Origin of the sequence: Celeribacter ethanolicus, from assembly GCF_001550095.1 — a bacterium.
GTDB lineage: Bacteria > Pseudomonadota > Alphaproteobacteria > Rhodobacterales > Rhodobacteraceae > Celeribacter > Celeribacter ethanolicus.
On the sequence record NZ_LRUC01000010.1, the window covers coordinates 230,749 to 251,178 of the forward strand.

Sequence of the window (20,430 nt, forward strand, 5' to 3'; positions counted from 1 at the left end):
CGTTGTTTCGAGCAGGGGCCAACCGGTCGATAAGATCGGATAAATTGGCTTTTGGAGCGGCGTAAGACAAGAATTCAGACTATCACGGGAGCCTCTCCAGCCCATGGCACGCTATGTCTTCATCACCGGCGGTGTTGTTTCTTCGCTTGGGAAAGGTCTCGCATCGGCCGCCCTCGGCGCTTTGTTGCAAGCGCGCGGCTACTCGGTGCGTTTGCGCAAACTCGACCCTTACCTGAACGTCGACCCCGGGACGATGAGCCCGTTCGAGCATGGCGAGGTCTTCGTGACCGATGACGGGGCGGAAACCGATCTGGACCTCGGCCATTACGAGCGGTTCACGGGTGTTTCGGCGCGCATGACCGATTCCGTCTCTTCCGGGCGCATCTACACCAATGTTCTCGAAAAAGAGCGGCGCGGCGATTACCTCGGCAAGACCATTCAGGTCATTCCGCACGTCACCAACGAGATCAAGGATTTCATCGAGATCGGCGACGACGAGGTCGATTTCATGCTTTGCGAAATCGGCGGCACGGTGGGCGACATCGAGGGCCTGCCCTTTTTCGAGGCCATCCGTCAGTTCGCTCAGGACCGCCCGCGCGGTCAGTGTATCTTCATGCATCTGACGCTATTGCCGTACATTGCGGCCTCCGGCGAGTTGAAGACCAAACCGACGCAGCACTCCGTCAAGGAGTTGCGCACCATCGGCCTCCAGCCGAACGTGCTGGTCTGCCGCTCCGAACATCCGATCCCGGAAAAGGAACGCGAGAAGATCGCGCTGTTCTGTAACGTCCGCAAGGAGGATGTGATCGCGGCCCCGGATTTGAAATCCATCTACGAAGCGCCTTTGGCCTATCACCGCGAGGGGCTGGATCAGGCCGTGTTGGACGCGTTCAACATCGCCCCCGCGCCGAAGCCGGACCTGTCGGTCTGGCATGATGTGGCGGACCGGATCTTCAACCCTGAGGGCGAGGTCAAGGTCGCGATCGTCGGCAAATACGTGCAGCTCGAAGACGCCTATAAATCCGTGAGCGAAGCCCTCACCCATGGCGGCATGGCCAACCGGGTGAAGGTCAAGGTCGAGTGGGTCGATGCGGAGACCTTCGAGCACGAAGACCCCGCCCCCTATCTCGAAGGCTTCGACGCCATCCTCGTGCCCGGGGGTTTCGGCGAGCGCGGCACGGAAGGCAAGATCAAGGCGGCGCAATTCGCCCGCGAGCGCAAGGTGCCCTATCTCGGAATTTGTCTCGGGATGCAGATGGCGGTGATCGAAGCGGCGCGGCATCTGGCCGGGATCGAGAGCGCGGGCTCCGAGGAATTCGACCACGAAGCCGGCAAGAAACGGTTCGAGCCGGTGGTTTACCACCTCAAGGAATGGGTGCAGGGCAACCACACCGTGCAGCGCAAGGCGGATGACGCCAAGGGCGGCACGATGCGGCTTGGCGCCTATACCGCGAGCCTCAAGCCAGGCTCGAAAGTGGCGGAAATCTACGGCTCGACCGAGATCGAGGAACGCCATCGCCATCGCTATGAGGTGGACATCAAGTACAAGGACAAGCTGGAGGCCTGCGGGCTGGTGTTCTCGGGCATGTCGCCGGACGGGCGCCTGCCGGAGATCGTCGAGGCCAAGGATCACCCGTGGTACATCGGCGTGCAATATCACCCGGAGCTGAAGTCGAAACCCTTCGCCCCCGCGCCGCTGTTCCGCGATTTCATCCGCGCCGCGAAAGAAAACTCCCGTCTGGTGTAAGGACCGTCCCAAATGACTGACAACAAACGCATCGCGCTGTCTTCCGACCACGCCGCCATCGAGCTGCGTCAGGCCATTGCCGCCCATGTGGCAAGCCTCGGTTGGGAGCCGGTGGACATCGGCCCGACCACACCGGAGAGCACGCATTACCCGAAACACGGCGAAGCGGCAGCGAAACTCGTGGCCTCCGGCGATTGCCATCTGGGCATCATCCTTTGCGGCACGGGTCAGGGCATCATGCTGGCCGCGAACAAGGTCAAGGGCATCCGCTGCGGCGTCTGCTCGGAGGCCTATTCCGCCAAGATGCTGCGCCAGCACAACGACGCCAACATGCTGTCCATGGGATCGCGGGTGATCGGCGAAGGGCTTGCGCTCGACATCGTCGAGGCGTTCCTGTCGGCAGAGTTCGAAGGCGGCCGCCATGGCACGCGGGTCGATATGATCATGGAGATCGAGGGGTAAGACCCTCGCTCAAACCGGATTCGAAAAAGGCGCCTCTCTGGGCGCCTTTTGCGTTGCTTCAGCCGCCTCAGGCTTTGACGTAGACCCAGGCCGTTTTCCCGGAGCAGAGCCCCACTTCGATCCGCGTGTAATCGGACACCTCATAGCGATCCGCCGCCGCAAGCTCGCTTTCGGTGATCTCGAACACCATGCCCTCGACCCGATCCGACGGATCTGCCGACGGCATCACGACGGGATGGAACCGCTCACCGCTCTTTTCCAGCACCTCGGGATCGGTGATCTCGATCATCTCCTTGCGAAACCCGGGCATCGCATCCGTCTCGCCGTTCAACAGGCGCCCGAAAGAGGAAAGCTGCACCGGCTCGAGTTGCAGGGTGCCATAGGAAAACAGCAATACGTTTCGGGGGGCGGTCATGACAGGCTCTCTCTGAAAAAATGAAACTGCCAGCGCTCTACAAATGCGCGGACGGGGGCGCAAGCCGGTTCTGCGTCACTCCCCCTCCGGGAAACTCGCCAGAGCCTGCGCCAGATCGACGCCCTGCTCGCCCGAGGCCATCAGTCCCGCATAGGTGCCCTGCCGGTCTTCAAGGCTCTTGTGCTGGTTCACCTTCCACTTGCCCTCCAACCGCTCCGGCACGAAACGCAGCCCGACGATGCCGCGTTTCAGAGCGGCGACATAAGGCACGGGGGCATCCGCCACCGACCAGGGCTCCGCGCGGCCCGCCTCGTGCCGGTCGGTCAGCGCATCGAGATGTGCGCCCAGCCCCTCCGCGTCATTGAACGTCTCGAAGGCGCCATGGGCATGGACCACGATATAGGCCCAAGTCGGCACGACTTTGCCATGCTCCTGTTTCGACGGGTAAAACGACGGCGAAATATAGGCCTGCGGTCCCTGAAAGATCAGAACGGAGCGCGCGCCCGCCAGTTTCCAGTGCGGATTTGCGCGCGCCAGATGGGTCTCGATCACCGACGCCCCGCCCTCCTCCCGCACCACAACCGGCACATGGCTGACCTCGATCCCCGCCTCATGCGGCGTGACAAGGGCCGCAAAGCCGATCTCCGTCATGACATGGCGCAGAACCTCGGGATCGTCGATGGCGGAATTGTTCGGTCGGTACATGGCGGTCTCCTGTTGCCCCGACCTAACACGCCTGCCACCGGACCGCACATGTTTTTGCCGCTGGCAGAAAGGTGCACGCAGGAAAAGCACCGAGCGCCCGTTTCCTTTGTGCCGCAAATACTCAAAACCGGTTCAGCCGCGCAGGTCCTTGGGGCTTTCCATCACGATGTAGGAGGTGATCGAGGCCACGTTCGGCACGGTCGCCAGGACCTCCGTATGAAAGCGCTTGTAGGCCTCAAGCCCCGAGGTCTCGATCCGCAGGAGATATTCGAAGGCGCCCGCGATGTTATGGCATTCCTTCACTTCGAACGCCGCCTCCATGGCGCGCTCGAAGCCCTTTTGCGCCTCCTTGCTATGGGCGGAGAGGCCAACGGCGATATAGGTCACGAACCCGCGTCCGGTCTTTTGCGGATCGGTCACGGCGCGGTAGCCTCGGATCACGCCGGAGCGTTCCAACTCACTGACCCGACGCGAGGTGGCGGAAGGCGACAGGCCGACGCGCTCGGCAAGTTCGAGGTTGCTTTGCCGCCCGTCGCGCGACAGTTCGCGCAATATATCTTCGTCAATACGATCCATGGCCGTGATTTCGTGCAATTTTTTGATCTTCAGAACGATCTTTGCACGGTCATTGCGCCGGAGGAAGGCTAATTTCACCGGTATGTGTTCTGGCATGGAAACTCACCGGCATGGATATGACGCTCTTTCTCGCGCTTCTCGCTTTCGGCTTCGTCACCTCGGTGACACCGGGACCGAACAATCTTATGTTGCTGGCCTCGGGCGCGAATTTCGGCATCCGCCGCAGCCTGCCGCATATGTTTGGCATCGCCTTCGGGTTCACGCTGATGGTGTTCATCGTGGGCCTTGGGCTTGCGGAAGCCTTCGAGACCTTCCCGGTGCTGCGGCAGGTGATGATGGTCGTGGCGGTGCTTTATATGCTGTGGCTGGCGTGGAAGATCGCGCATGCCGCAGCCCCCGGAGAGAAAGAAGCGACGGGCAAGCCGCTCAGTTTTTTGCAGGCGGCGGCGTTCCAGTGGGTCAATCCGAAAGCCTGGATCATGGCGATCAGCGCGCAGACCAATTACGCGCAGGACACGACATGGCTTGCTGCGGGGATCGTCGCTTTCGGATTTCTGCTGATGAACCTGCCGGCGATTTCGCTCTGGGCCTGGCTCGGGCAGGAAATCCGCCGTTTTCTGACCAATCCGCGGCGTTTGGTGGCGTTTAACTGGACGATGGCGGCACTTTTGGTCGCGTCCTTGCTGCCGATCCTTTTCCATTAAGAAACCGTCATATATGAGTGGTTAAAGCGGCGAGGCATTTGCGCCGCCGATGGCGGATTTCAAGAGACGGGAGGCAGGAGCGTATCATGAGCTTTGACAAGGATGCCCAGGACTGGCTGGAAGCGGAACTCGCGGACACGCTGGACGAGGAATGGGAGATTGAGCTCGAGGATTCGATCCTGTCGCGGGAGATCAAGAAGATTTACCAGAAAGAGCATCCGGATATGCTCGAACGGTCGATCTATTTCCGGGAATTGCTGCGGCTTCAGGCGGAGCTGATCAAGTTCCACGACTGGGTGCAGGAGACCGGACAGAAGGTCGTGGTGCTGTTCGAAGGGCGCGACTCGGCGGGCAAGGGCGGCGTGATCAAGCGGATCACCCAGCGGCTCAACCCGCGCGTGGTGCGTGTGGTGGCGCTTCCGGCGCCGTCGGATCGCGAGAAATCGCAATGGTATTTCCAGCGCTACGTGCCGCATCTTCCGGCCGCGGGCGAGGTCGTGTTGTTCGACCGCTCGTGGTACAACCGGTCGGGTGTCGAGCGGGTCATGGGCTTTGCCGATGAGGATCAGGTCGAACAGTTCTTTCAGGACGTTCCGGAGTTTGAGCGGATGCTGGTGCGCTCCGGCATCAAGGTGGTGAAATACTGGTTCTCGATCACCGACGAGGAACAGCAAATGCGCTTTCTGATGCGCATTCACGACCCGATGAAACAGTGGAAACTCTCGCCGATGGACCTGCAATCGCGCATCCGTTGGGAGGATTACACCAAGGCCAAGGAAGACACGTTCTTCCGCACCAATATCCCGGAAGCGCCATGGTATATCGTTGAAGGCAACGACAAGAAACGCGCGCGTTTGAATTGCATCGACCACCTCTTGTCGCTGTTCGATTATCACGAGATCCCGCATGATGAGATCCACCTGCCGGAACGGATCTACAAGAAGGATTACGAACGCGCCGTGCTGCCGCCAGAGCTTTACGTGCCGAAGAAATATTGAGCCGCAAGGCTGGACGCAGGGGCGCGCGCGTGCCACCACGCTAAAACGTGATACACGCGGAGGCTTCCCCGCCGCCGCGCCCTGCCCTATATCGGTCTCATGTTCGGCGATTTTCTCAAAACCCTGCTGCAACCGCAGCCTGCCCAGCTTCCCGATGCGGACGCGCGTCTGGCCTTGGCCGCACTTTTGGTGCGGGTGGCCCGCGCCGATGGGCGCTATGCCCCGGAAGAGGCGGAACGGATCGCGAAAGTTCTGATGAGCCGCTACGCGCTGTCGCCGTTCGAGGCGGCGAAGCTCCGGGGCGAGGCGGAGCAGTTGGAGTCGGAAGCCCCCGACACCGTGCGCTTCACCCGTGCCATCAAGGAGGCGGTGCCGTTCGAAGAACGGATCGGCGTGCTGGAGGGGCTCTGGTCCGTGGTTCTCGCCGATGGCAAGCGTGACGAGGGTGAAGACGCGCTTTTGCGGCTGGTGTCGAACCTTCTGGGTATCAACGATCGCGACAGCGCCTTGGCTCGCCAAAGGATCGAGGCGCGACAGTAACCCGCCTGACGTCGGGGAATCGTCGCCGCGCGTTTCTGCCTGCATGATCTCCCGAATTGCCCGTTTCATGAGCCTTACTGCCCTTTAACGGGACAAAGCACGCGCTTTTCGCCCAAGGGCTGTGCGCCGCCCCGCGATTTGATCAAAACTCGGGCAGAACCCCACGGCACTTCGCCGTTCATTGTTGCATCTGCTGAAAGTTTAGCCCTAACTCTTGGCAATGTTGACCAATAACTCAAATCCCGCGACGCCCGTCATCGAGATCCGTGACCTGCACAAGGCCTACGGCGATCTCGAGGTTCTCAAGGGCGTGTCCATGACCGCCCCGCGCGGCCATGTGACCTCGCTTATCGGCTCCTCCGGTTCGGGCAAATCCACGCTTCTGCGCTGCGCCAACCTGTTGGAGGACAGCCAGCGGGGCGAAATTCTGTTCGAGGGCGAACCGATTTCGTGGAAGGGCGAGGGGCTGCATCGTCGCCCGTCTGACCCGAAACAGGTGATGCGCATCCGCACCAACCTGTCGATGGTGTTCCAGCAATTCAATCTCTGGGCGCATCTGACCGTGCTTGAGAACGTCATGGAAGCGCCGATCACGGTGCTGGGTCGCGACCGCAAGGAGGTCGAGGGAAAGGCGCGGATGTATCTCGACAAGGTGGGCATCGGCGACAAATGCGACGTTTACCCGGCACAGATGTCCGGCGGGCAGCAGCAACGCGCGGCGATTGCGCGGGCGCTCTGCATGGAGCCGCGCGCACTTTTGTTCGACGAGCCGACCTCGGCGCTCGATCCGGAGCTTGAACAAGAAGTGATCAAGGTGATCAAGGCGCTGGCGGAAGAGGGCCGGACGATGATCATCGTGACGCACGACATGCGCATGGCCTCCGACATCTCGGACCATGTGATTTTCCTTCATCAGGGGCTGATCGAGGAAGAGGGACATCCCTCCGACCTGTTCGGCGCCCCGAAATCCGAACGCCTGAAACAGTTCCTGAGCGCGACTGTTCCGGCCTAACCACAATCTGCGCTGACTATTGGGGAGTACCACATGAAGAAGATCCTTCTTTCCGCCGCCGCCCTGGCTTTGCTGGCCGGTGCAGCAAGCGCCGAGACCGTGCGTCTGGGCACGGAGGGCGCCTACCCTCCGTACAACTACATCGACGACAACGGCGAAGTGGCCGGGTTCGAACGCGTGCTGGGCGATGAGCTTTGCAAACGTGCCGAGCTTGAGTGCACCTGGGTGACCAACGACTGGGACAGCATCATCCCGAACCTGCTCTCCGGCAATTACGACACGATCATCGCCGGCATGTCGATCACCGACGAGCGCAAGGAGAAGGTGGACTTCTCGCAGAACTACACCCCGCCGTCGGCCTCCGCCTATGCGGCGATGAGCGAAGGCGTGGATGTGGACGGCGGCATCGTCGCGGCGCAGGCCTCCACGATTCAGGCCGCGCATGTGGTGGAAACCGGTGCGACCCTGCTTGAATTCCCGAACTTCGAGGACAGCGTCGCCGCCGTGACCTCCGGCGAGGCCGATGCGGTTCTGGCCGACAAGGACACGTTGATGCCGGTCGTCGGCGAAGGCACCCTGATGTTCGTGGGCAAAGATGTTCCGCTCGGCGGCGGCATCGGCATGGCCTTCCGCAAATCCGACCCGGAGCTGCGCGCCAAATTCGACGCGGCGATCCAGTCCATGAAGGACGACGGCTCCCTGAACGCGCTGATCAAGGAATGGCTCGAAGACAGCCCGACCTTCTGATCGGACCTTCCGAGGCGGGGCGTTCGCGCCCCGCCACACGTCCCCCTGCCCAACAGGTGTCCCATCTTTTCCTATTGCGCCGATCCTGACACGCTCGACCGCCTGCATTGGCTGAGCTGTTACCTGACGACCGGGAAGCATATGGCTTTCTACACCTCCTTCGGGACGGTGCTTTTGCTTCTGGCCGTGACCGCGCCGCTGGCGCTGGCCTTCGGCTTTGCTGCCGCCGCCGGATCACGGTCGCATTTTTTCCCGCTGAAATGGCTGTCGAACATCTACATGGCCATCGTGCGCGGCGTGCCGGACATCGTGTTTTTCCTGTTTTTCGTCATCGCCCTCGATCAGGCCTTCGAATGGACGCGGCATCAGGTGCTCTGTCCCGACTGGGATCAGCCGATCCGGCAGGGCAATGATTTCATCGTCTGCCCGGCGGCCAAGCTGCCGCTGAATTCCGCGCCCGAGATCTATCACCAGATTTACGGCTTCGGCCTTGCCGTGCTGACCTTTGCCATCGTGTTCGGCGCCTTTGCGGGCAATGTGCTGGCGGGCGCGTTCAAGGCGGTGCCGCATGGTCAGATCGAGACGGCGGAGGCCTATGGCATGACCAAGCGCCAGACGTTTTGGCGCATCATGGTGCCGCAGATGTGGACCTATGCGATCCCCGGCCTGTCGAACCTCTGGATGGTGCTGATCAAGGCCACGCCTTTGCTGTTCCTGTTGGGGGTCGAGGATGTGGTCTATTGGGCGCGCGAGCTTGGCAACACCAAGACGGCGCGGTTCACCGATTATCCCCATGGCGACTGGCGGGTGTATTATTTCTTCGGGCTTTTGGTGTTCTACCTGCTGTTTACGAAAGTCTCGGAGATTGTGCTCGCCCGGATCACCCGCAAACTGTCGCGCGGTCAGGCCACCGCCGCCGGTGAGGCGATGCGCAAAGCGGGGGCCACGGCATGAGCTGTTCCGAAACGCTTGCAAGCTATGCCTTCCGGTCGCTGGGCTATGGCGAACGCCGCCTGCCGACCACGGAAATCACGCTCTGCGATCAGGTGACCCTGATCGGATCGGGGATGATCTGGAACATCTATTTCGGGATTCTGGCGATCCTGCTGGGGTTCTTCACCTCGCAGGCCTTGGCGCTGGCGAAGACCTCTTCCAATCCGCTGATCCGCAAACCCGCCGAATGGTTCATTTTCGTGTTCCGCGGCTCGCCCTTGTTCATCCAGTTCTTCTTTGCCTATTTCCTGTTCCTGACGATCAAGCAATCGGTGCCGATGCTGAGCAATCTGACGAACGCATGGCTGGGGGCGGCGATCGTCTTGTGGTTCAACACCACGGCCTATTCCGCCGAGATTTTCTATGGCGCGCTGATGGCGATCCCCAAAGGCGATCTCGAGGCCGCCGATGCCTATGGCTTTACCGGGTTCAAACGCTTCCGCCGGATCGTCTGGCCGACCATGATGCGGCTCGCCTGGCCCGCCTATACGAACGAGGCGATTTTCATCTTCCACTCGACAACGCTCGTGTTCCTCTCCGGTTTCCCGGCCTTGCAGCAAAAGGGCGACGCCCTTTATTACGCCTCCTATTTTGCCGACAAGACCTTCAACCCGTTCATCCCCTACCCGATCCTCGCGGGCTATTTCGTCGTGGCGACGCTCTGCATCATCACGGTCTATGGCCTGATCGGAAAGCGGCTGAACCGCCACCTTCCGCAACCTCGCCAGAAACGGCCCCGGATGCTGGCGCAAATCTTTCGTTAATGGTGTCTCATGACTTCCCCCCACAGCTGGCTTGCCCAGAATCCCGACGTTAAAACCATCCGCATCGCGGCGGCTGACCTCAACGGTCAGGCCCGTGGCAAGCGCATGTCCGCGCGCTATGCCGACAAGGTGGAAACCGAGGGCACGCGCTTTCCCCTCTCCGTTCTGAACCTCGACATCTGGGGCGAGGATATCGAGAACAGCCCGCTGGTATTCGAGAGCGGCGACAAGGACGGGGTTTTGCTGCCGACCGAGCGCGGGTTCATTCCGATGCCCTGGCTCGAAGGGCCGACGGCGCTGTTGCAGATGTGGATGTTCCATGAGGACGGGCGGCCATTCGATGGCGATCCGCGTCAGGTGCTGGCGCGTGTGCTGGAGCGTTACAAGGCCAAGGGGCTGACCCCTGTTGTGGCGACCGAGCTGGAATTCTACCTTGTCGATGACAGTTCCCGTCAACTGCGCGTGCCGCGCTCGCCGCGCTCTGGCAAACGCCGTCCGGGGGCGGAGACGCTGGCGCTCCGGGCGCTCGACTCGTTTGACCGGTTCTTCACCGATCTCTACGAGGCCTGCGAGGCGATGGACATCCCGGCGGATACCGCGATTTCCGAGGCGGGTCTCGGGCAGTTCGAGATCAACCTCGTGTATTCGCCCGATGCGCTCAAGGCCGCCGATGACGCGTGGCTGTTCAAACTGATGGTCAAGGGGCTGGCGCGCAAACATGGCTTTGCCGCCTCCTTCATGGCGAAACCCTACGACGAATATGCCGGCAACGGCATGCACACCCATTTCTCGATGCTCGATGAGAACGGCGACAATATCTTTGACGATGGCACGGCCGCAGGCACGGATATGATGCGCCATGCGATTGCCGGGTGCCTTGCGGCGATCCCGGCGTCGACCATCCTGTTTGCACCGCATGGCAATTCCTATGACCGTCTGGTGCCCGGGGCGCACGCGCCGACCCGGATCTGCTGGGGCTATGACAACCGCACGGCGGCGGTGCGCGTGCCGGGCGGCTCGCACAAGGCGCGGCGGATCGAACACCGGGTGTCGGGCGGCGATGTGAACCCGCATCTGATGATCGCGGCCATCCTTGGCGCGGCTTTGATCGGCATGGAAGACAAGATGACAGCCCCGCCACCGATCACCGGCAATGCCTATGCACAGGAATTGCCCGAGATGCCAGGCGACTGGGGCACGGCGATTGCCGAGTTCGAAACCTCGGAGATGATGCGCCGCATCTTCCCGGCGGAACTGATCCAGAACCTGACGCTGACCAAACGTCAGGAGCTTCGCGACTGGATGGAGCTGACCCCCGAGGAGCAGGTGGAGCTTTATCTGGACACGGTCTGAGCGGCCCCCGATGTTTTTGATCAAATTTCTGCGCTTTGCCGCCTGCCCTCTTGTCGGGTGCGCGGCGAAGCGCTAGCGTCGGATCATTCCAAAGCTCTTGGTGACTTATGAAACTCGGCATTCTGCAATGCGGACACGCGCCCGACCCCGTCGCGCAAATTCACGGGGATTTTCCACTGATGTTCAAACGGCTCTTCGACCGGCCAGATTTTTCCTATGAGGCCTGGGACGTCGAGCACATGGATTTCCCGAAAGGCCCGGAGGATGCCGACGCCTGGCTTTTGACCGGCTCGCGCCACGGGGCCTATGAGGATCATCCGTTCATCAAACCGCTCGAAGCGCTGATCCGCGACATTCATGCCTCCGGCCGACGCATGACCGGGATCTGTTTCGGCCATCAGATCATCGCCACGGCGCTTGGCGGCACGGTGGAGAAATTCAAAGGCGGCTGGGCCGTCGGACGGCAGGCCTATGACATCGCGCCTCTGGGGCCGATCCATCTCAATGCCTGGCATCAGGATCAGGTCACGACGCTGCCCGAAGGAGCCGAAGTTCTGGGCGGCAACGCGTTCTGCGAAAACGCGGCGCTGGTCTATGGCGACAGCATCCTGACCATTCAGCCCCACCCGGAACTGAGCAATCCGATCATCGCCGATTACATTTCCTCGCGCATGGGCAATCCGGCCTATCCGCTCGCGCTCATGGAACGGGCGCAGGAAGAGAACACACTGCCCACCGACGACAAACGCTTTGCCGATCTGATGGTGGATTTTCTGACCCGCGGCCGGGAGGCGCTTTGACCATGGAATTTCTCGACAAACTGCCGCAGGCGGCGCTGGACTTTATGGACGGGCGCAAACTCGACGAGGTGGAATGCATCGTCGCCGACCTGTCCGGCATCGCGCGCGGCAAGGCCATGCCCGCGATGAAATTCGAAAAGCAAAAGCATTTCTACCTGCCGAACTCGATCTTCTTGCAGTCGATCAACGGCGACTGGGTGGAAGATGCGGATGCGCCCTTCACCGAACCGGACATGGTTCTGGTTCCGGATTTCGAGACCGCGACCGCTGCCCCCTGGACCGCCGACTGCACGCTTCAGGTCATTCACGATGTGCTCGATCAAAGCGGCCAGATGGTCCCGGTCGCGCCGCGCAACGTGCTGAAACGCGTGGTGCAGCTTTATCACGAACAGGGCTGGGACCCGATCGTGGCGCCCGAAATGGAGTTCTTCCTCGTCGCGAAGAACACCGATCCGAACCAACCCGTCGAACCGCCGATTGGCCGCACGGGTCGCCGCGCGGCGCAGCGGCAGGCCTATTCCATGTCGGCGGTCGATGAATACGGGCCGATCATTGACGACATTTACGACTTTGCCGAAGCGCAGGGGCTGGAGATCGACGGCATCCTGCAAGAGGGCGGCGCCGGGCAGATCGAGATGAACCTGCGCCATGGCGATCCGGTGAAACTGGCCGATGAGATGTTCTATTTCAAACGGCTCATTCGCGAGGCCGCGCTACGTCACGATTGTTTCGCGACTTTCATGGCGAAACCCATTCAGGACGAGCCGGGTTCGGCGATGCACATCCACCATTCGGTGGTGGACATCAACACGGGCGAGAACATCTTTTCCAACCCGGACGGATCGGAATCCGAGGCCTTCCTGCATTTCATCGCGGGGCTGCAAAACCACCTCGCCTCCACGATTGCGATCCATGCGCCCTATGTGAACAGCTATCGCCGTTACGTCCGCGATTTCGCCGCGCCGATCAACCTCGAATGGGGCCGCGACAACCGCACCACCGGGCTGCGCGTGCCGATCTCCGGCCCCGAGGCGCGGCGCATCGAGAACCGCCTGCCGGGGATGGACGTCAACCCCTACCTGTCGATTGCCGCCTCGCTGGCCTGTGGGTATCTCGGCCTCATGGAACGGCGCGAACCGCGGGCGGAATATGTCGGCGACGCTTACGATTCCGCCGAGGGCATCCCGGAAACGCTCGCCTCCGCACTCGACCTGCTCGAAGGCGCGACACAGATGCAGGAGGTCTTGGGCAAGGACTTCGTGCGGGTCTACACCACTGTGAAACGGGCCGAGAACGAAGCTTATCTTCAGGTCATTTCCCCCTGGGAGCGCGAGCATCTTTTGCTCAACGTGTGAGCCAAATCACAGACCAAGACAAAGGGGGCCGATGCGCCCCCTTTTTCGCACGCATTTCCATGAAGCTTTTGCGAAATTTCGCCTGCCGCCCGGCGAGGGAGTAGATTTCCGACCTCACAACACTTACAGTTATTCTGAAAGAAGAATTTCAAAAAGGTGAAATCATGAGTCTCGGGCCCAATGTCTACGACGCCGAACCGATCCCCGAAGAAGCGCGCGAGATTGTCGAACAGCTTCTGAGCTCGGGCGATCTGTTCCGCTACACCGCGCCGGGCAATGCGCCCGTGACGCTGTTGGAGCGCGAATTCGCCGAGATGCTGGGTGCGAAATACGCTCTTGCCGTGGCCTCCTGCTCCGCCGCGCTGTTCCTGTCGCTCAAGGCGCTGAACCTGCCGCGTGACGCCAAGGTTCTGATCCCGGCCTTCACCTTTGCCGCCGTGCCCTCCTCCATCGTGCATGCCGATTGCAAGCCGGTTCTGGTCGAGTGCAATGACAATTACCGGATCGACCTCGACGATTTCCACGCCAAGATTGAAGAGGCCGATGCGGTGATGATTTCCCACATGCGCGGCCATACCTCTGACATGGATGCGATCAAGGCCGCCTGCGACGCCAAGGGCATTCCGCTCATCGAAGACGCCGCCCACTCGCTCGGCACCGTCTGGGACGGCCAGAACATCGGCACCATCGGTAAAATCGGCTGTTTCTCTTTCCAGTCTTACAAGCTTTTGAATGCCGGCGAAGGCGGGATCATGATCACCGACGATCCCGAAATCATGGCCCGCGCCGTGATTATGTCTGGCGCTTACGAACACAACTGGGCGAAGCACAACCCACAGCGCGACAATGCGCTCTCCGCCGAATTCGCCAAGTGGCAAAACCAACTGCCGCTCTACAACACCCGGCTGTCGAACATGTCCGCCGTGCTGGTGCGCCCGCAGTTGAAAGAGGTGCCGCGCCGTGTCGCCGATGGGCGTCGCAACCACGATTACACCGCCGCGCGTCTTGAAACCTCGCCGCATCTGACCGTGCCCGCGAAGCTCGACAAGGAGCTGCGTGCGCCGGACAGCCTCCAGTTCAACCTCGTGGACTTCTCCCGCGAAGAGGCGCTGGCCTTCCAGAGCGCCGCCAAAGCGCGCGGTGTGTCCGTTCAGGTCTTTGGCCTCTCGACCGACAACGCCCGCGCCTTCTGGAACTGGCAGTTCCTGGGCGAAACGCCCGATCTGCCGAAAACCCGCGAGATGCTGTCGAAAGCCTGCGACACCCGGCTTCCGGCGCGTTTGACCGAAGAGGATTGCGACTTCATCGCCGACGCACTTCTGGCCGCGGCCGGAGAGGTCAAGGGCGTGCGGGTCGCGGCGGAATAAGCCCACCCTGCTCCGCAAGACTTTGACGCCTTCCCACCGGGGAGGCGTTTTGCATTACAGAATCTTGAGATAGCCGCCGAGCCACGGATAGGTCGCAACCATTGGATCGACCACCTGCGCCTGCAACAGCGGAACGAGTTGATCGGCCACTTCACGCGCCATTTCCGACATGCCGTCGTGGCGCACGGTCAGCGAGATTTGCCGCGACAAGGGCGCGACCGGAAGGGGAATGGCCTCGATCTGGTCGGCATAGCGTCCGGCGTTGAGCACCCCCAGAGAAGACAGGATCGTCCAGCCCGTGCCGCCCGCCACCATGGCGATCATCGCGCGGTAACTGTCGAGCTCGAAGCGATGAGTGAGCGTCATGCCCTGCACTGCCAGATGTTCGGCGAGCATCCGTCCCATGGCATGGCGGCGGGTGTACTGGATCAGCGGCAGCTCCTTCACCGCCGCATGGCGCCCTTTCGGCACCACGGCCACGAACGGATCCTGCAACAAGGGATGGCTCTCCGACCAGTCCCCACCGTCACTGAGTTCGGCGGCGACGATCACATCGAGCGCACGGTTTTCCAGCCGGTCGAGCAACCGGTGCGACGGACCGGTCTCAAGCTCGAAGCGGGTTTCGGTGAGACGATCCGCCATCTGGGTGATCAGCAAGGGGGTCACGGAGGATTCGAAATCCTCCACCATGCCGAGACGCAATTGCGCGAGATGGCTCAGATCCAGCCCGGCGATCTCGGAACGCGCACGGGCCGCTTCGAGCAGGATGCTCTGCGCCCGGCGCCGCAGAACCCGGCCCGCAGGCGTCAGCGACATCGGCCGTTCACGACGGTTGATCAGTTCGGTGCCCAGCGCGGTCTCCAGATTGGAGATCTGTTGCGACACCGCAGAGGGCGAGGCACCGAGACGCTTGGCAGCCGCGGACACGGAGCCCTCCTCGGAGACGGCGAGAAACACCTCGACACCCCAAAGCGTCAAACGTCCGACCTTGTCGCTCATGATGCCCCCCGTTTCCTTTGCTGATCCAAATACTCAAAAAAGCTCACAGAAAAAAGAAAACCCCGCAGGTTGCGGGGTTTGTCCGGGGTCATGTGGCGCGATCACGACAGCTTGGACAGCTTTTCCTGAAGCTCAGCGAGCTGCTTCTTGATCTCGCCGAGATCTTCGCCCCCTTCAGGCGTGTCCTGTTTCGGTGAGGACCAGTTCTTGCCCATGCCGCCGGTCATCGCCTTCAGGAAGGCCTCCTGCTGGGCCTGAAGCGCTTCGAAACCGGGAATTTGCGGCATTTGCGTGCCGAAATTCTGCATCATCTGCTCCTGACCCTGCCGCAGCATGTCGAAGCTCTGCGCCAGAAACTGCGGCACGACGGATTGGATGTCGGTGGTGTAGCTGCGCACGAGATCGGTCAGCACGCCCAGAGGCAGCACACTTTCCCCACGGCTTTCGTGTTCGGCGATGATCTGCAACAGGTACTGGCGCGTGAGATCGTCACCGGATTTCAGGTCCACGATCTGCACGTCGCGGCCCTCGCGGATGAAACCCGCGATGTCTTCGAGTGTGACGTAATCGGAGGTCTCCGTGTTGTAGAGACGTCTCGAAGCATAGCGTTTGATCAGCAAAGGATCTTTCTTGTCGGCCATTTGGGCTCCCCTCCCTAAGGCGTTTCCTGCGAACACGCCGCCGGTTTTTCTCGCCGGAATGTCCCGTCGGAGTTTTTATCGAATGTCCGGAATTCCCGGAAAACGTCGTCAGCGGTTCACAAACAGGGCGTCTTCCCATCCGGGGCAGACGCCGTATTGGCAATGCAGCAAGCCTATGCGAGCGATTTTTCAAAAGCAAAAGAAATCAGGATGTTTTTGTTACCGCAACCAGAAGAACCGCTTTTGCAGATGCGAAAACGGGCCCCGCAGATGGGGGCCCGTTCATGATCCACGTTTCTAGGGAGGAGGAGAAACGCGGAGAGGTAAGGGATGCCTTACTTCGCAGTCGCTTTTTTCGCGGCTTTGGTCATCTCGTCCGTCGCTTTTTTCGCGGCGGCGGTCATGTCTTCGCCCATGTCCTTGCCGGCAGCCAGAACCAGCTCGATGGTTTCCATCTGGACTTTTTTCGCGACTTCGGCAAAGGCGGCCATGTTCTCGGCGGCCATTTCGGCCTGAACGGAGGCGAACTCGGTCAGCGCCTTGGTGTAATCGGCGGGTTCTTCCTTGACGGCGGTCATGTCGGAGACTTTCGCCAGGGTGTCCTTGGTCCATTTGGACGACAGCTCGGTGGATTTCTCGGCGGCTTCGATGGCCACTTTCGAGAGTTTTTCGGCGAAAGACGCCTGGGTTTTGAAGCTTTCCTGCATCGCGGACATGTCGAGCGGGAAGTTGCCCATCATGTCTTTCATCATCTTGGTGAAATCGTCGGTCTTGGCCATGTCACATATCCTTCTGGCTTTGGGTGCGAAAGCGGCCCGTTCCGGGTTTTCGCTGGTGATGCGCGCTTTGGCATCATGCCTTTGCTGCGCTTGCCATAGAATATGCATGCCGCGCCGCAGAAAATCAAGAGATTTATGCTGCAGTGCAGAAATATACCCAAAACGACGCAGTCCCAGACGGTTATCTCAGGGCGTCGCCGTCATCTTCACATAGGTGCCGGGGGCCGGAGCGAGAATCTCCCGTCCCGAATCGCCCGGAACCCGCGCAGGCACCATCTTGCCCGACTTCGGTTTGAGCCAGGCCTCCCAGGTCGGCCACCACGAGCCCTTGTGAAACTCCGCCCCGGCCTGCCAGTCCTCCGGCGACAGGGTCATGTCCGGGTTGGTGTAATGGCCGTATTTGCCTTTCGAGGGAGGGTTGACGATCCCGGCGATATGACCGCTTTCGGAAAGGAGGAAGGTCTTGTTCTTCGAGCCCATCTGACGGATGCCGTTGTAGGAGCTTTTCCACGCCGCGATGTGATCGGTCTCGCAGCCGATGGCGCAGAGCGGCACATTGACCTCGGAGAGATGCACGGTGGTGCCGCAGACCTTATAGCCCACGGTGGCGAATTCGTCGCGCTGGGTCAGACCGCGCAGGTATTCCACCGCCATCTTTCCGGGAAGGTTCGTGGCATCGCCGTTCCAGTACAGAAGATCGAAGGCGGGCGGCGCCTCCCCCATCATGTAGCTGCGGATCGCGGGCTGATAGATCAGGTCGTTCGAGCGCAGATAGGAGAAGGTGCGGTTCATGTAGAGCGATTTCATGAGACCGGTCCGCTTCGCCTCCGCCTCGATCGCATCGACGAAATCGTCATCGAGGAAGACCCCGAATTCGCCCTGATCGGAGAAATCGGTCAGCGTGGTGAAGAAGGTGGCGGATTTGACCGAGCTGTCCTTGCGTTGCTTCATCAGCGCCAGTGTCAGCGACAGGGTCGTGCCCGCGATGCAATACCCGATGACGTTGATCTTCGGCTCGGAGGTGATCTCCTTGACCTGTGCGATGGCGGTGAGGAAGCCTTCCTCGACATATTGGTCCATGCCGACCTCGGCATAGCCCTCGTTCGGGTTGACCCAGGAAACGACGAAGACGGTATAGCCCTGATCGACGATCCACTTGATCAGCGAATTCTGTTCGCGCAGGTCGAGAATGTAGAATTTGTTGATCCAGGGCGGGAAGAGCAGAAGCGGAATCTTGTGCACCGTTTCGGTCGTCGGCGCATATTGGATCAGTTCGAACATCCGGTTACGGAACACCACGGAGCCCTCCGTCGTGGCGATGTTTTCGCCCAGTTTGAAGGCCTCCTTGTTGGCGAGATTGACGACCAGCTCGCCGTGGTGATCCTCCAGATCGCGCACCAGATTCTCGAGCCCTTTCACGAGGCTTTCGCCCTCGGTCTCCACCGCATGCTGAAGCGCATCCGGGTTGGTGGCGAGGAAATTCGTCGGTGCCATCATGTTGATGAGCTGCTTGGTGAAATAATCCACCCGCTTGCGGTCGTGCCCGTCGAGAAGTTCGAGATCACTCACCGCCTCATGCAGGGCGTCCGAATTCATCAGATATTGCTGTTTAAGGAAGTTGAAGAACGGGTTCGTTTCCCAGAGCGGGTTGGCGAAGCGGCGGTCCTTCGGCGTCTCGTCGGGCGGCGGGGACAGATTGCCCTGCGCAAGACGGTTCTGTGCCTCGATGTAATGCTTGAGGGTCTTGCCCCAATAGCCCACCTGATGCTCGATGACCCGGGCCGGGTTGTTCATCATCTCGGCCATGTAGGCACTCGCGGCCTTGACGAAAAGCTCCTGCCCCGGCCCCTGCAGGGCGGGGGGAATCGGTTTCTTTTGTGCAAGCGCAGCAGCCAGCCGGGACGACAATTCCTCAATCTTCAGGATATTGGCGTTGAGTTTGTCCAGATCCAACGTCTTTTCAACTGTGTTCTCAGGCGTTTTAACAGCTCCGTCCCCTGTCATCACGCATCCTCCCAATATTTTGCACTTGCAGCACTGCGGTTTGCTGTAAGAATATATTCATCACGATAACGTCAGAGTGCGCCCGTGGGAAGGCCGATCGAGATGGCACAGAGTCCCACATGAGACGAGAGGACCGCCCCGAAAGGCGCGGTCGGATCAGACGCAGCCCTGGACGTCCAAAGGAGATGCACATGCGCTACATGGCCACCTACGACATGATGGAAACGATCCGCAACACGAACCAGTGGCTCGGCGCCTCGGCGCTGGCGCTTGGCTCCTACCCGGCGGTGGCCATGATGCCGAACCCCGCCTTCCAATGGCTGCGCGCCTGGGGCGAGGTGACGGAGCGGGCGTTTTCCCGCATGGTGGCGAAACCGGACTGGGGCATCGGCTCGGTCGTCGGCGAAGACGGTCGCGATCACCTTGTCGAGGTCAAGGTCGAGGTGCCGCGCCCCTTCGGCGATCTCATTCATTTCAAGGTGCAGGGCCGCGCCGAGATGAAGCGTCGGGTGCTTCTGGTTGCGCCGATGTCGGGGCATTATGCGACGCTTCTGCGCACCACCGTCATTTCGCTTTTGCCGGATTGCGAGATCTATATCACCGACTGGCACAACGCCCGCGACATCCCGGTTTCCGAAGGCAAGTTCGACATCGAGGATTACACGCTCTACCTCGTCGACTTCATGAAACATCTTGGACCGAACACCCATGTGATCGCCGTGTGCCAGCCCGCGCCGCTGACGCTTGCGGCCACCGCCTATCTCGCCGAGGAAGACCCGAAGGCGCAGCCACGCTCGCTCACGCTCATTGGCGGGCCGATCGACCCGGACGCGACCCCGACCGAAGTCACGGATTTCGGCAACCGCGTCACCATGGGCCAGCTCGAGCAGGCGATGATCCAGCGCGTCGGCTACAAGTACAAGGGCGTCGGGCGCAAGGTCTATCCGGGGCTGTTGCAGCTCTCGAGTTTCATCGCGATGAACATGGACAACCATTCCAAGGCCTTCGCCGATCAGATTCAGCGCGTCGCCAAGGGTGAGGCGGGCGAGCATGACCGGCACAACAAGTTCTACGACGAATATCTCGCCGTGATGGACATGACGGCGGAGTTCTACCTTTCGACCGTCGAGCGCATTTTCAAGGGGCTTGAGATTGCCAGGAACGAGTTCACCGTGGCGGGCAAAAAGGTCGATATTGGCAAGATCACCGATGTGGCGGTGAAAACCGTCGAAGGCGAAAAAGACGACATTTCCGCGCCGGGCCAATGTGTCGCCGCGCTCGATCTCTGTACCGGCCTGCCGGACAGCAAGAAGGCCAATCACCTCGAACCCGGCGCCGGGCATTACGGGATTTTCGCGGGCAAGAGCTGGCGCACCAACATCCGGCCTCTGGTGCTCGATTTCATCGACGCCAATTCCGGACCGCGGGTGGTGGCCGGGAAAGATACCGAAGCCAAGGCAGGGTAACGA

21 protein-coding genes are annotated in these 20,430 nt (G+C 60.8%); 14 read left to right on the forward strand and 7 right to left on the reverse strand.

Annotation, left to right across the window (positions count from 1 at the left end; all coding sequences use genetic code 11):
• Positions 1-103 precede the first annotated feature (103 nt).
• Both NH195_RS05565 and rpiB read left to right on the forward strand, forming a co-directional pair.
• The gene (locus NH195_RS05565) at positions 104-1,747 is read left to right on the forward strand and encodes a CTP synthase (RefSeq protein WP_066704353.1); all 1,644 of its coding nucleotides are present in this window, start codon (positions 104-106) and stop codon (positions 1,745-1,747) included.
• A gap of 12 nt (positions 1,748-1,759) precedes the next feature.
• Entirely contained in the window at positions 1,760-2,209 is a 450-nt protein-coding gene (rpiB, locus tag NH195_RS05570; RefSeq protein ID WP_066704359.1) for a ribose 5-phosphate isomerase B, read from the forward strand.
• Positions 2,210-2,276: 67 nt separating this feature from the next.
• Here the strand turns inward: rpiB and NH195_RS05575 are convergent, their stop codons facing one another.
• The 3 genes from NH195_RS05575 to NH195_RS05585 all read right to left on the reverse strand — a co-directional run bounded on the left by NH195_RS05575 (position 2,277) and on the right by NH195_RS05585 (position 3,905).
• Positions 2,277-2,624 carry a gamma-glutamylcyclotransferase family protein gene (locus NH195_RS05575; protein ID WP_066704364.1) on the reverse strand — a complete coding sequence of 116 codons (348 nt, stop codon included), beginning with the start codon at positions 2,622-2,624 and terminating at the stop codon, positions 2,277-2,279.
• Positions 2,625-2,699: 75 nt separating this feature from the next.
• Positions 2,700-3,329 (reverse strand): FMN-binding negative transcriptional regulator, encoded by a 630-nt coding sequence (locus NH195_RS05580; protein WP_066704367.1) that lies wholly within the window; start codon positions 3,327-3,329, stop codon positions 2,700-2,702.
• A 132-nt stretch (positions 3,330-3,461) separates the two neighbouring features.
• Entirely contained in the window at positions 3,462-3,905 is a 444-nt protein-coding gene (locus tag NH195_RS05585; RefSeq protein WP_066704505.1) for an Lrp/AsnC family transcriptional regulator, read from the reverse strand.
• A gap of 110 nt (positions 3,906-4,015) precedes the next feature.
• Here NH195_RS05585 and NH195_RS05590 point away from each other — a divergent pair, with 110 nt between their 5' ends.
• The 11 genes from NH195_RS05590 (at position 4,016) to NH195_RS05640 (ending at position 14,538) form a co-directional block, all read left to right on the forward strand.
• A complete protein-coding gene (locus NH195_RS05590; protein ID WP_066704370.1) occupies positions 4,016-4,609 on the forward strand; it encodes a LysE family translocator in 594 nt (197 codons plus the stop codon).
• An 86-nt stretch (positions 4,610-4,695) separates the two neighbouring features.
• Entirely contained in the window at positions 4,696-5,607 is a 912-nt protein-coding gene (gene ppk2, locus NH195_RS05595; protein WP_066704372.1) for a polyphosphate kinase 2, read from the forward strand.
• Positions 5,608-5,706: 99 nt separating this feature from the next.
• Positions 5,707-6,147 carry a tellurite resistance TerB family protein gene (locus NH195_RS05600; RefSeq protein ID WP_066704374.1) on the forward strand — a complete coding sequence of 147 codons (441 nt, stop codon included), beginning with the start codon at positions 5,707-5,709 and terminating at the stop codon, positions 6,145-6,147.
• 220 nt (positions 6,148-6,367) lie between these two features.
• Positions 6,368-7,159: an ABC transporter ATP-binding protein gene (locus NH195_RS05605; RefSeq protein ID WP_066704376.1), complete on the forward strand. Its 792-nt coding sequence runs from the start codon at positions 6,368-6,370 to the stop codon at positions 7,157-7,159.
• 33 nt (positions 7,160-7,192) lie between these two features.
• Positions 7,193-7,906, forward strand: coding sequence for a transporter substrate-binding domain-containing protein (locus NH195_RS05610; protein ID WP_066704378.1), 714 nt, complete (start codon positions 7,193-7,195; stop codon positions 7,904-7,906).
• 63 nt (positions 7,907-7,969) lie between these two features.
• The gene (locus tag NH195_RS05615) at positions 7,970-8,860 is read left to right on the forward strand and encodes an ABC transporter permease (RefSeq protein ID WP_066704385.1); all 891 of its coding nucleotides are present in this window, start codon (positions 7,970-7,972) and stop codon (positions 8,858-8,860) included.
• Positions 8,857-9,663, forward strand: coding sequence for an ABC transporter permease (locus NH195_RS05620; RefSeq protein WP_066704389.1), 807 nt, complete (start codon positions 8,857-8,859; stop codon positions 9,661-9,663). The genes NH195_RS05615 and NH195_RS05620 overlap by 4 nt, the downstream gene beginning before the upstream one ends.
• Positions 9,664-9,672: 9 nt before the next feature.
• Positions 9,673-11,016, forward strand: coding sequence for a glutamine synthetase family protein (locus tag NH195_RS05625; RefSeq protein WP_066704392.1), 1,344 nt, complete (start codon positions 9,673-9,675; stop codon positions 11,014-11,016).
• A 107-nt stretch (positions 11,017-11,123) separates the two neighbouring features.
• Positions 11,124-11,816, forward strand: coding sequence for a type 1 glutamine amidotransferase (locus tag NH195_RS05630; protein WP_066704393.1), 693 nt, complete (start codon positions 11,124-11,126; stop codon positions 11,814-11,816).
• A gap of 2 nt (positions 11,817-11,818) precedes the next feature.
• Positions 11,819-13,171: a glutamine synthetase family protein gene (locus tag NH195_RS05635; protein WP_066704395.1), complete on the forward strand. Its 1,353-nt coding sequence runs from the start codon at positions 11,819-11,821 to the stop codon at positions 13,169-13,171.
• Between the two features lie 164 nt (positions 13,172-13,335).
• Entirely contained in the window at positions 13,336-14,538 is a 1,203-nt protein-coding gene (locus NH195_RS05640; protein WP_066704399.1) for a DegT/DnrJ/EryC1/StrS family aminotransferase, read from the forward strand.
• A gap of 54 nt (positions 14,539-14,592) precedes the next feature.
• Here NH195_RS05640 and NH195_RS05645 read toward each other — a convergent pair whose 3' ends face one another.
• The 4 genes from NH195_RS05645 to phaC form a co-directional block, all read right to left on the reverse strand.
• Complete coding sequence (locus tag NH195_RS05645) at positions 14,593-15,537, reverse strand: LysR family transcriptional regulator (RefSeq protein WP_066704401.1); 945 nt, start codon at positions 15,535-15,537, stop codon at positions 14,593-14,595.
• A 101-nt stretch (positions 15,538-15,638) separates the two neighbouring features.
• Complete coding sequence (phaR, locus tag NH195_RS05650; RefSeq protein WP_066704403.1) at positions 15,639-16,178, reverse strand: polyhydroxyalkanoate synthesis repressor PhaR; 540 nt, start codon at positions 16,176-16,178, stop codon at positions 15,639-15,641.
• 335 nt (positions 16,179-16,513) lie between these two features.
• Complete coding sequence (locus NH195_RS05655; protein ID WP_066704405.1) at positions 16,514-16,957, reverse strand: Phasin; 444 nt, start codon at positions 16,955-16,957, stop codon at positions 16,514-16,516.
• A gap of 186 nt (positions 16,958-17,143) precedes the next feature.
• Positions 17,144-18,961: a class I poly(R)-hydroxyalkanoic acid synthase gene (gene phaC / locus NH195_RS05660; protein WP_066704406.1), complete on the reverse strand. Its 1,818-nt coding sequence runs from the start codon at positions 18,959-18,961 to the stop codon at positions 17,144-17,146.
• Positions 18,962-19,152: 191 nt separating this feature from the next.
• Here phaC and phaZ point away from each other — a divergent pair, with 191 nt between their 5' ends.
• Positions 19,153-20,427 carry a polyhydroxyalkanoate depolymerase gene (gene phaZ / locus NH195_RS05665; RefSeq protein WP_066704407.1) on the forward strand — a complete coding sequence of 425 codons (1,275 nt, stop codon included), beginning with the start codon at positions 19,153-19,155 and terminating at the stop codon, positions 20,425-20,427.
• Positions 20,428-20,430: the final 3 nt, after the last annotated feature.

Excerpts from the sequence above, each read along its gene's own strand:
- NH195_RS05565 (WP_066704353.1), top strand. The coding sequence starts at position 104 with ATGGCACGCTATGTCTTCATCACCGGCGGTGTTGTTTCTTCGCTTGGG.
- rpiB (WP_066704359.1), top strand. The coding sequence starts at position 1,760 with ATGACTGACAACAAACGCATCGCGCTGTCTTCCGACCACGCCGCCATC.
- NH195_RS05575 (WP_066704364.1), bottom strand. The coding sequence starts at position 2,624 with ATGACCGCCCCCCGAAACGTATTGCTGTTTTCCTATGGCACCCTGCAA.
- NH195_RS05580 (WP_066704367.1), bottom strand. The coding sequence starts at position 3,329 with ATGTACCGACCGAACAATTCCGCCATCGACGATCCCGAGGTTCTGCGC.
- NH195_RS05585 (WP_066704505.1), bottom strand. The coding sequence starts at position 3,905 with ATGGATCGTATTGACGAAGATATATTGCGCGAACTGTCGCGCGACGGG.
- NH195_RS05590 (WP_066704370.1), top strand. The coding sequence starts at position 4,016 with ATGGATATGACGCTCTTTCTCGCGCTTCTCGCTTTCGGCTTCGTCACC.
- ppk2 (WP_066704372.1), top strand. The coding sequence starts at position 4,696 with ATGAGCTTTGACAAGGATGCCCAGGACTGGCTGGAAGCGGAACTCGCG.
- NH195_RS05600 (WP_066704374.1), top strand. The coding sequence starts at position 5,707 with ATGTTCGGCGATTTTCTCAAAACCCTGCTGCAACCGCAGCCTGCCCAG.
- NH195_RS05605 (WP_066704376.1), top strand. The coding sequence starts at position 6,368 with ATGTTGACCAATAACTCAAATCCCGCGACGCCCGTCATCGAGATCCGT.
- NH195_RS05610 (WP_066704378.1), top strand. The coding sequence starts at position 7,193 with ATGAAGAAGATCCTTCTTTCCGCCGCCGCCCTGGCTTTGCTGGCCGGT.
- NH195_RS05620 (WP_066704389.1), top strand. The coding sequence starts at position 8,857 with ATGAGCTGTTCCGAAACGCTTGCAAGCTATGCCTTCCGGTCGCTGGGC.
- NH195_RS05625 (WP_066704392.1), top strand. The coding sequence starts at position 9,673 with ATGACTTCCCCCCACAGCTGGCTTGCCCAGAATCCCGACGTTAAAACC.
- NH195_RS05630 (WP_066704393.1), top strand. The coding sequence starts at position 11,124 with ATGAAACTCGGCATTCTGCAATGCGGACACGCGCCCGACCCCGTCGCG.
- NH195_RS05635 (WP_066704395.1), top strand. The coding sequence starts at position 11,819 with ATGGAATTTCTCGACAAACTGCCGCAGGCGGCGCTGGACTTTATGGAC.
- NH195_RS05640 (WP_066704399.1), top strand. The coding sequence starts at position 13,336 with ATGAGTCTCGGGCCCAATGTCTACGACGCCGAACCGATCCCCGAAGAA.
- NH195_RS05645 (WP_066704401.1), bottom strand. The coding sequence starts at position 15,537 with ATGAGCGACAAGGTCGGACGTTTGACGCTTTGGGGTGTCGAGGTGTTT.
- phaR (WP_066704403.1), bottom strand. The coding sequence starts at position 16,178 with ATGGCCGACAAGAAAGATCCTTTGCTGATCAAACGCTATGCTTCGAGA.
- NH195_RS05655 (WP_066704405.1), bottom strand. The coding sequence starts at position 16,957 with ATGGCCAAGACCGACGATTTCACCAAGATGATGAAAGACATGATGGGC.
- phaC (WP_066704406.1), bottom strand. The coding sequence starts at position 18,961 with ATGACAGGGGACGGAGCTGTTAAAACGCCTGAGAACACAGTTGAAAAG.
- phaZ (WP_066704407.1), top strand. The coding sequence starts at position 19,153 with ATGCGCTACATGGCCACCTACGACATGATGGAAACGATCCGCAACACG.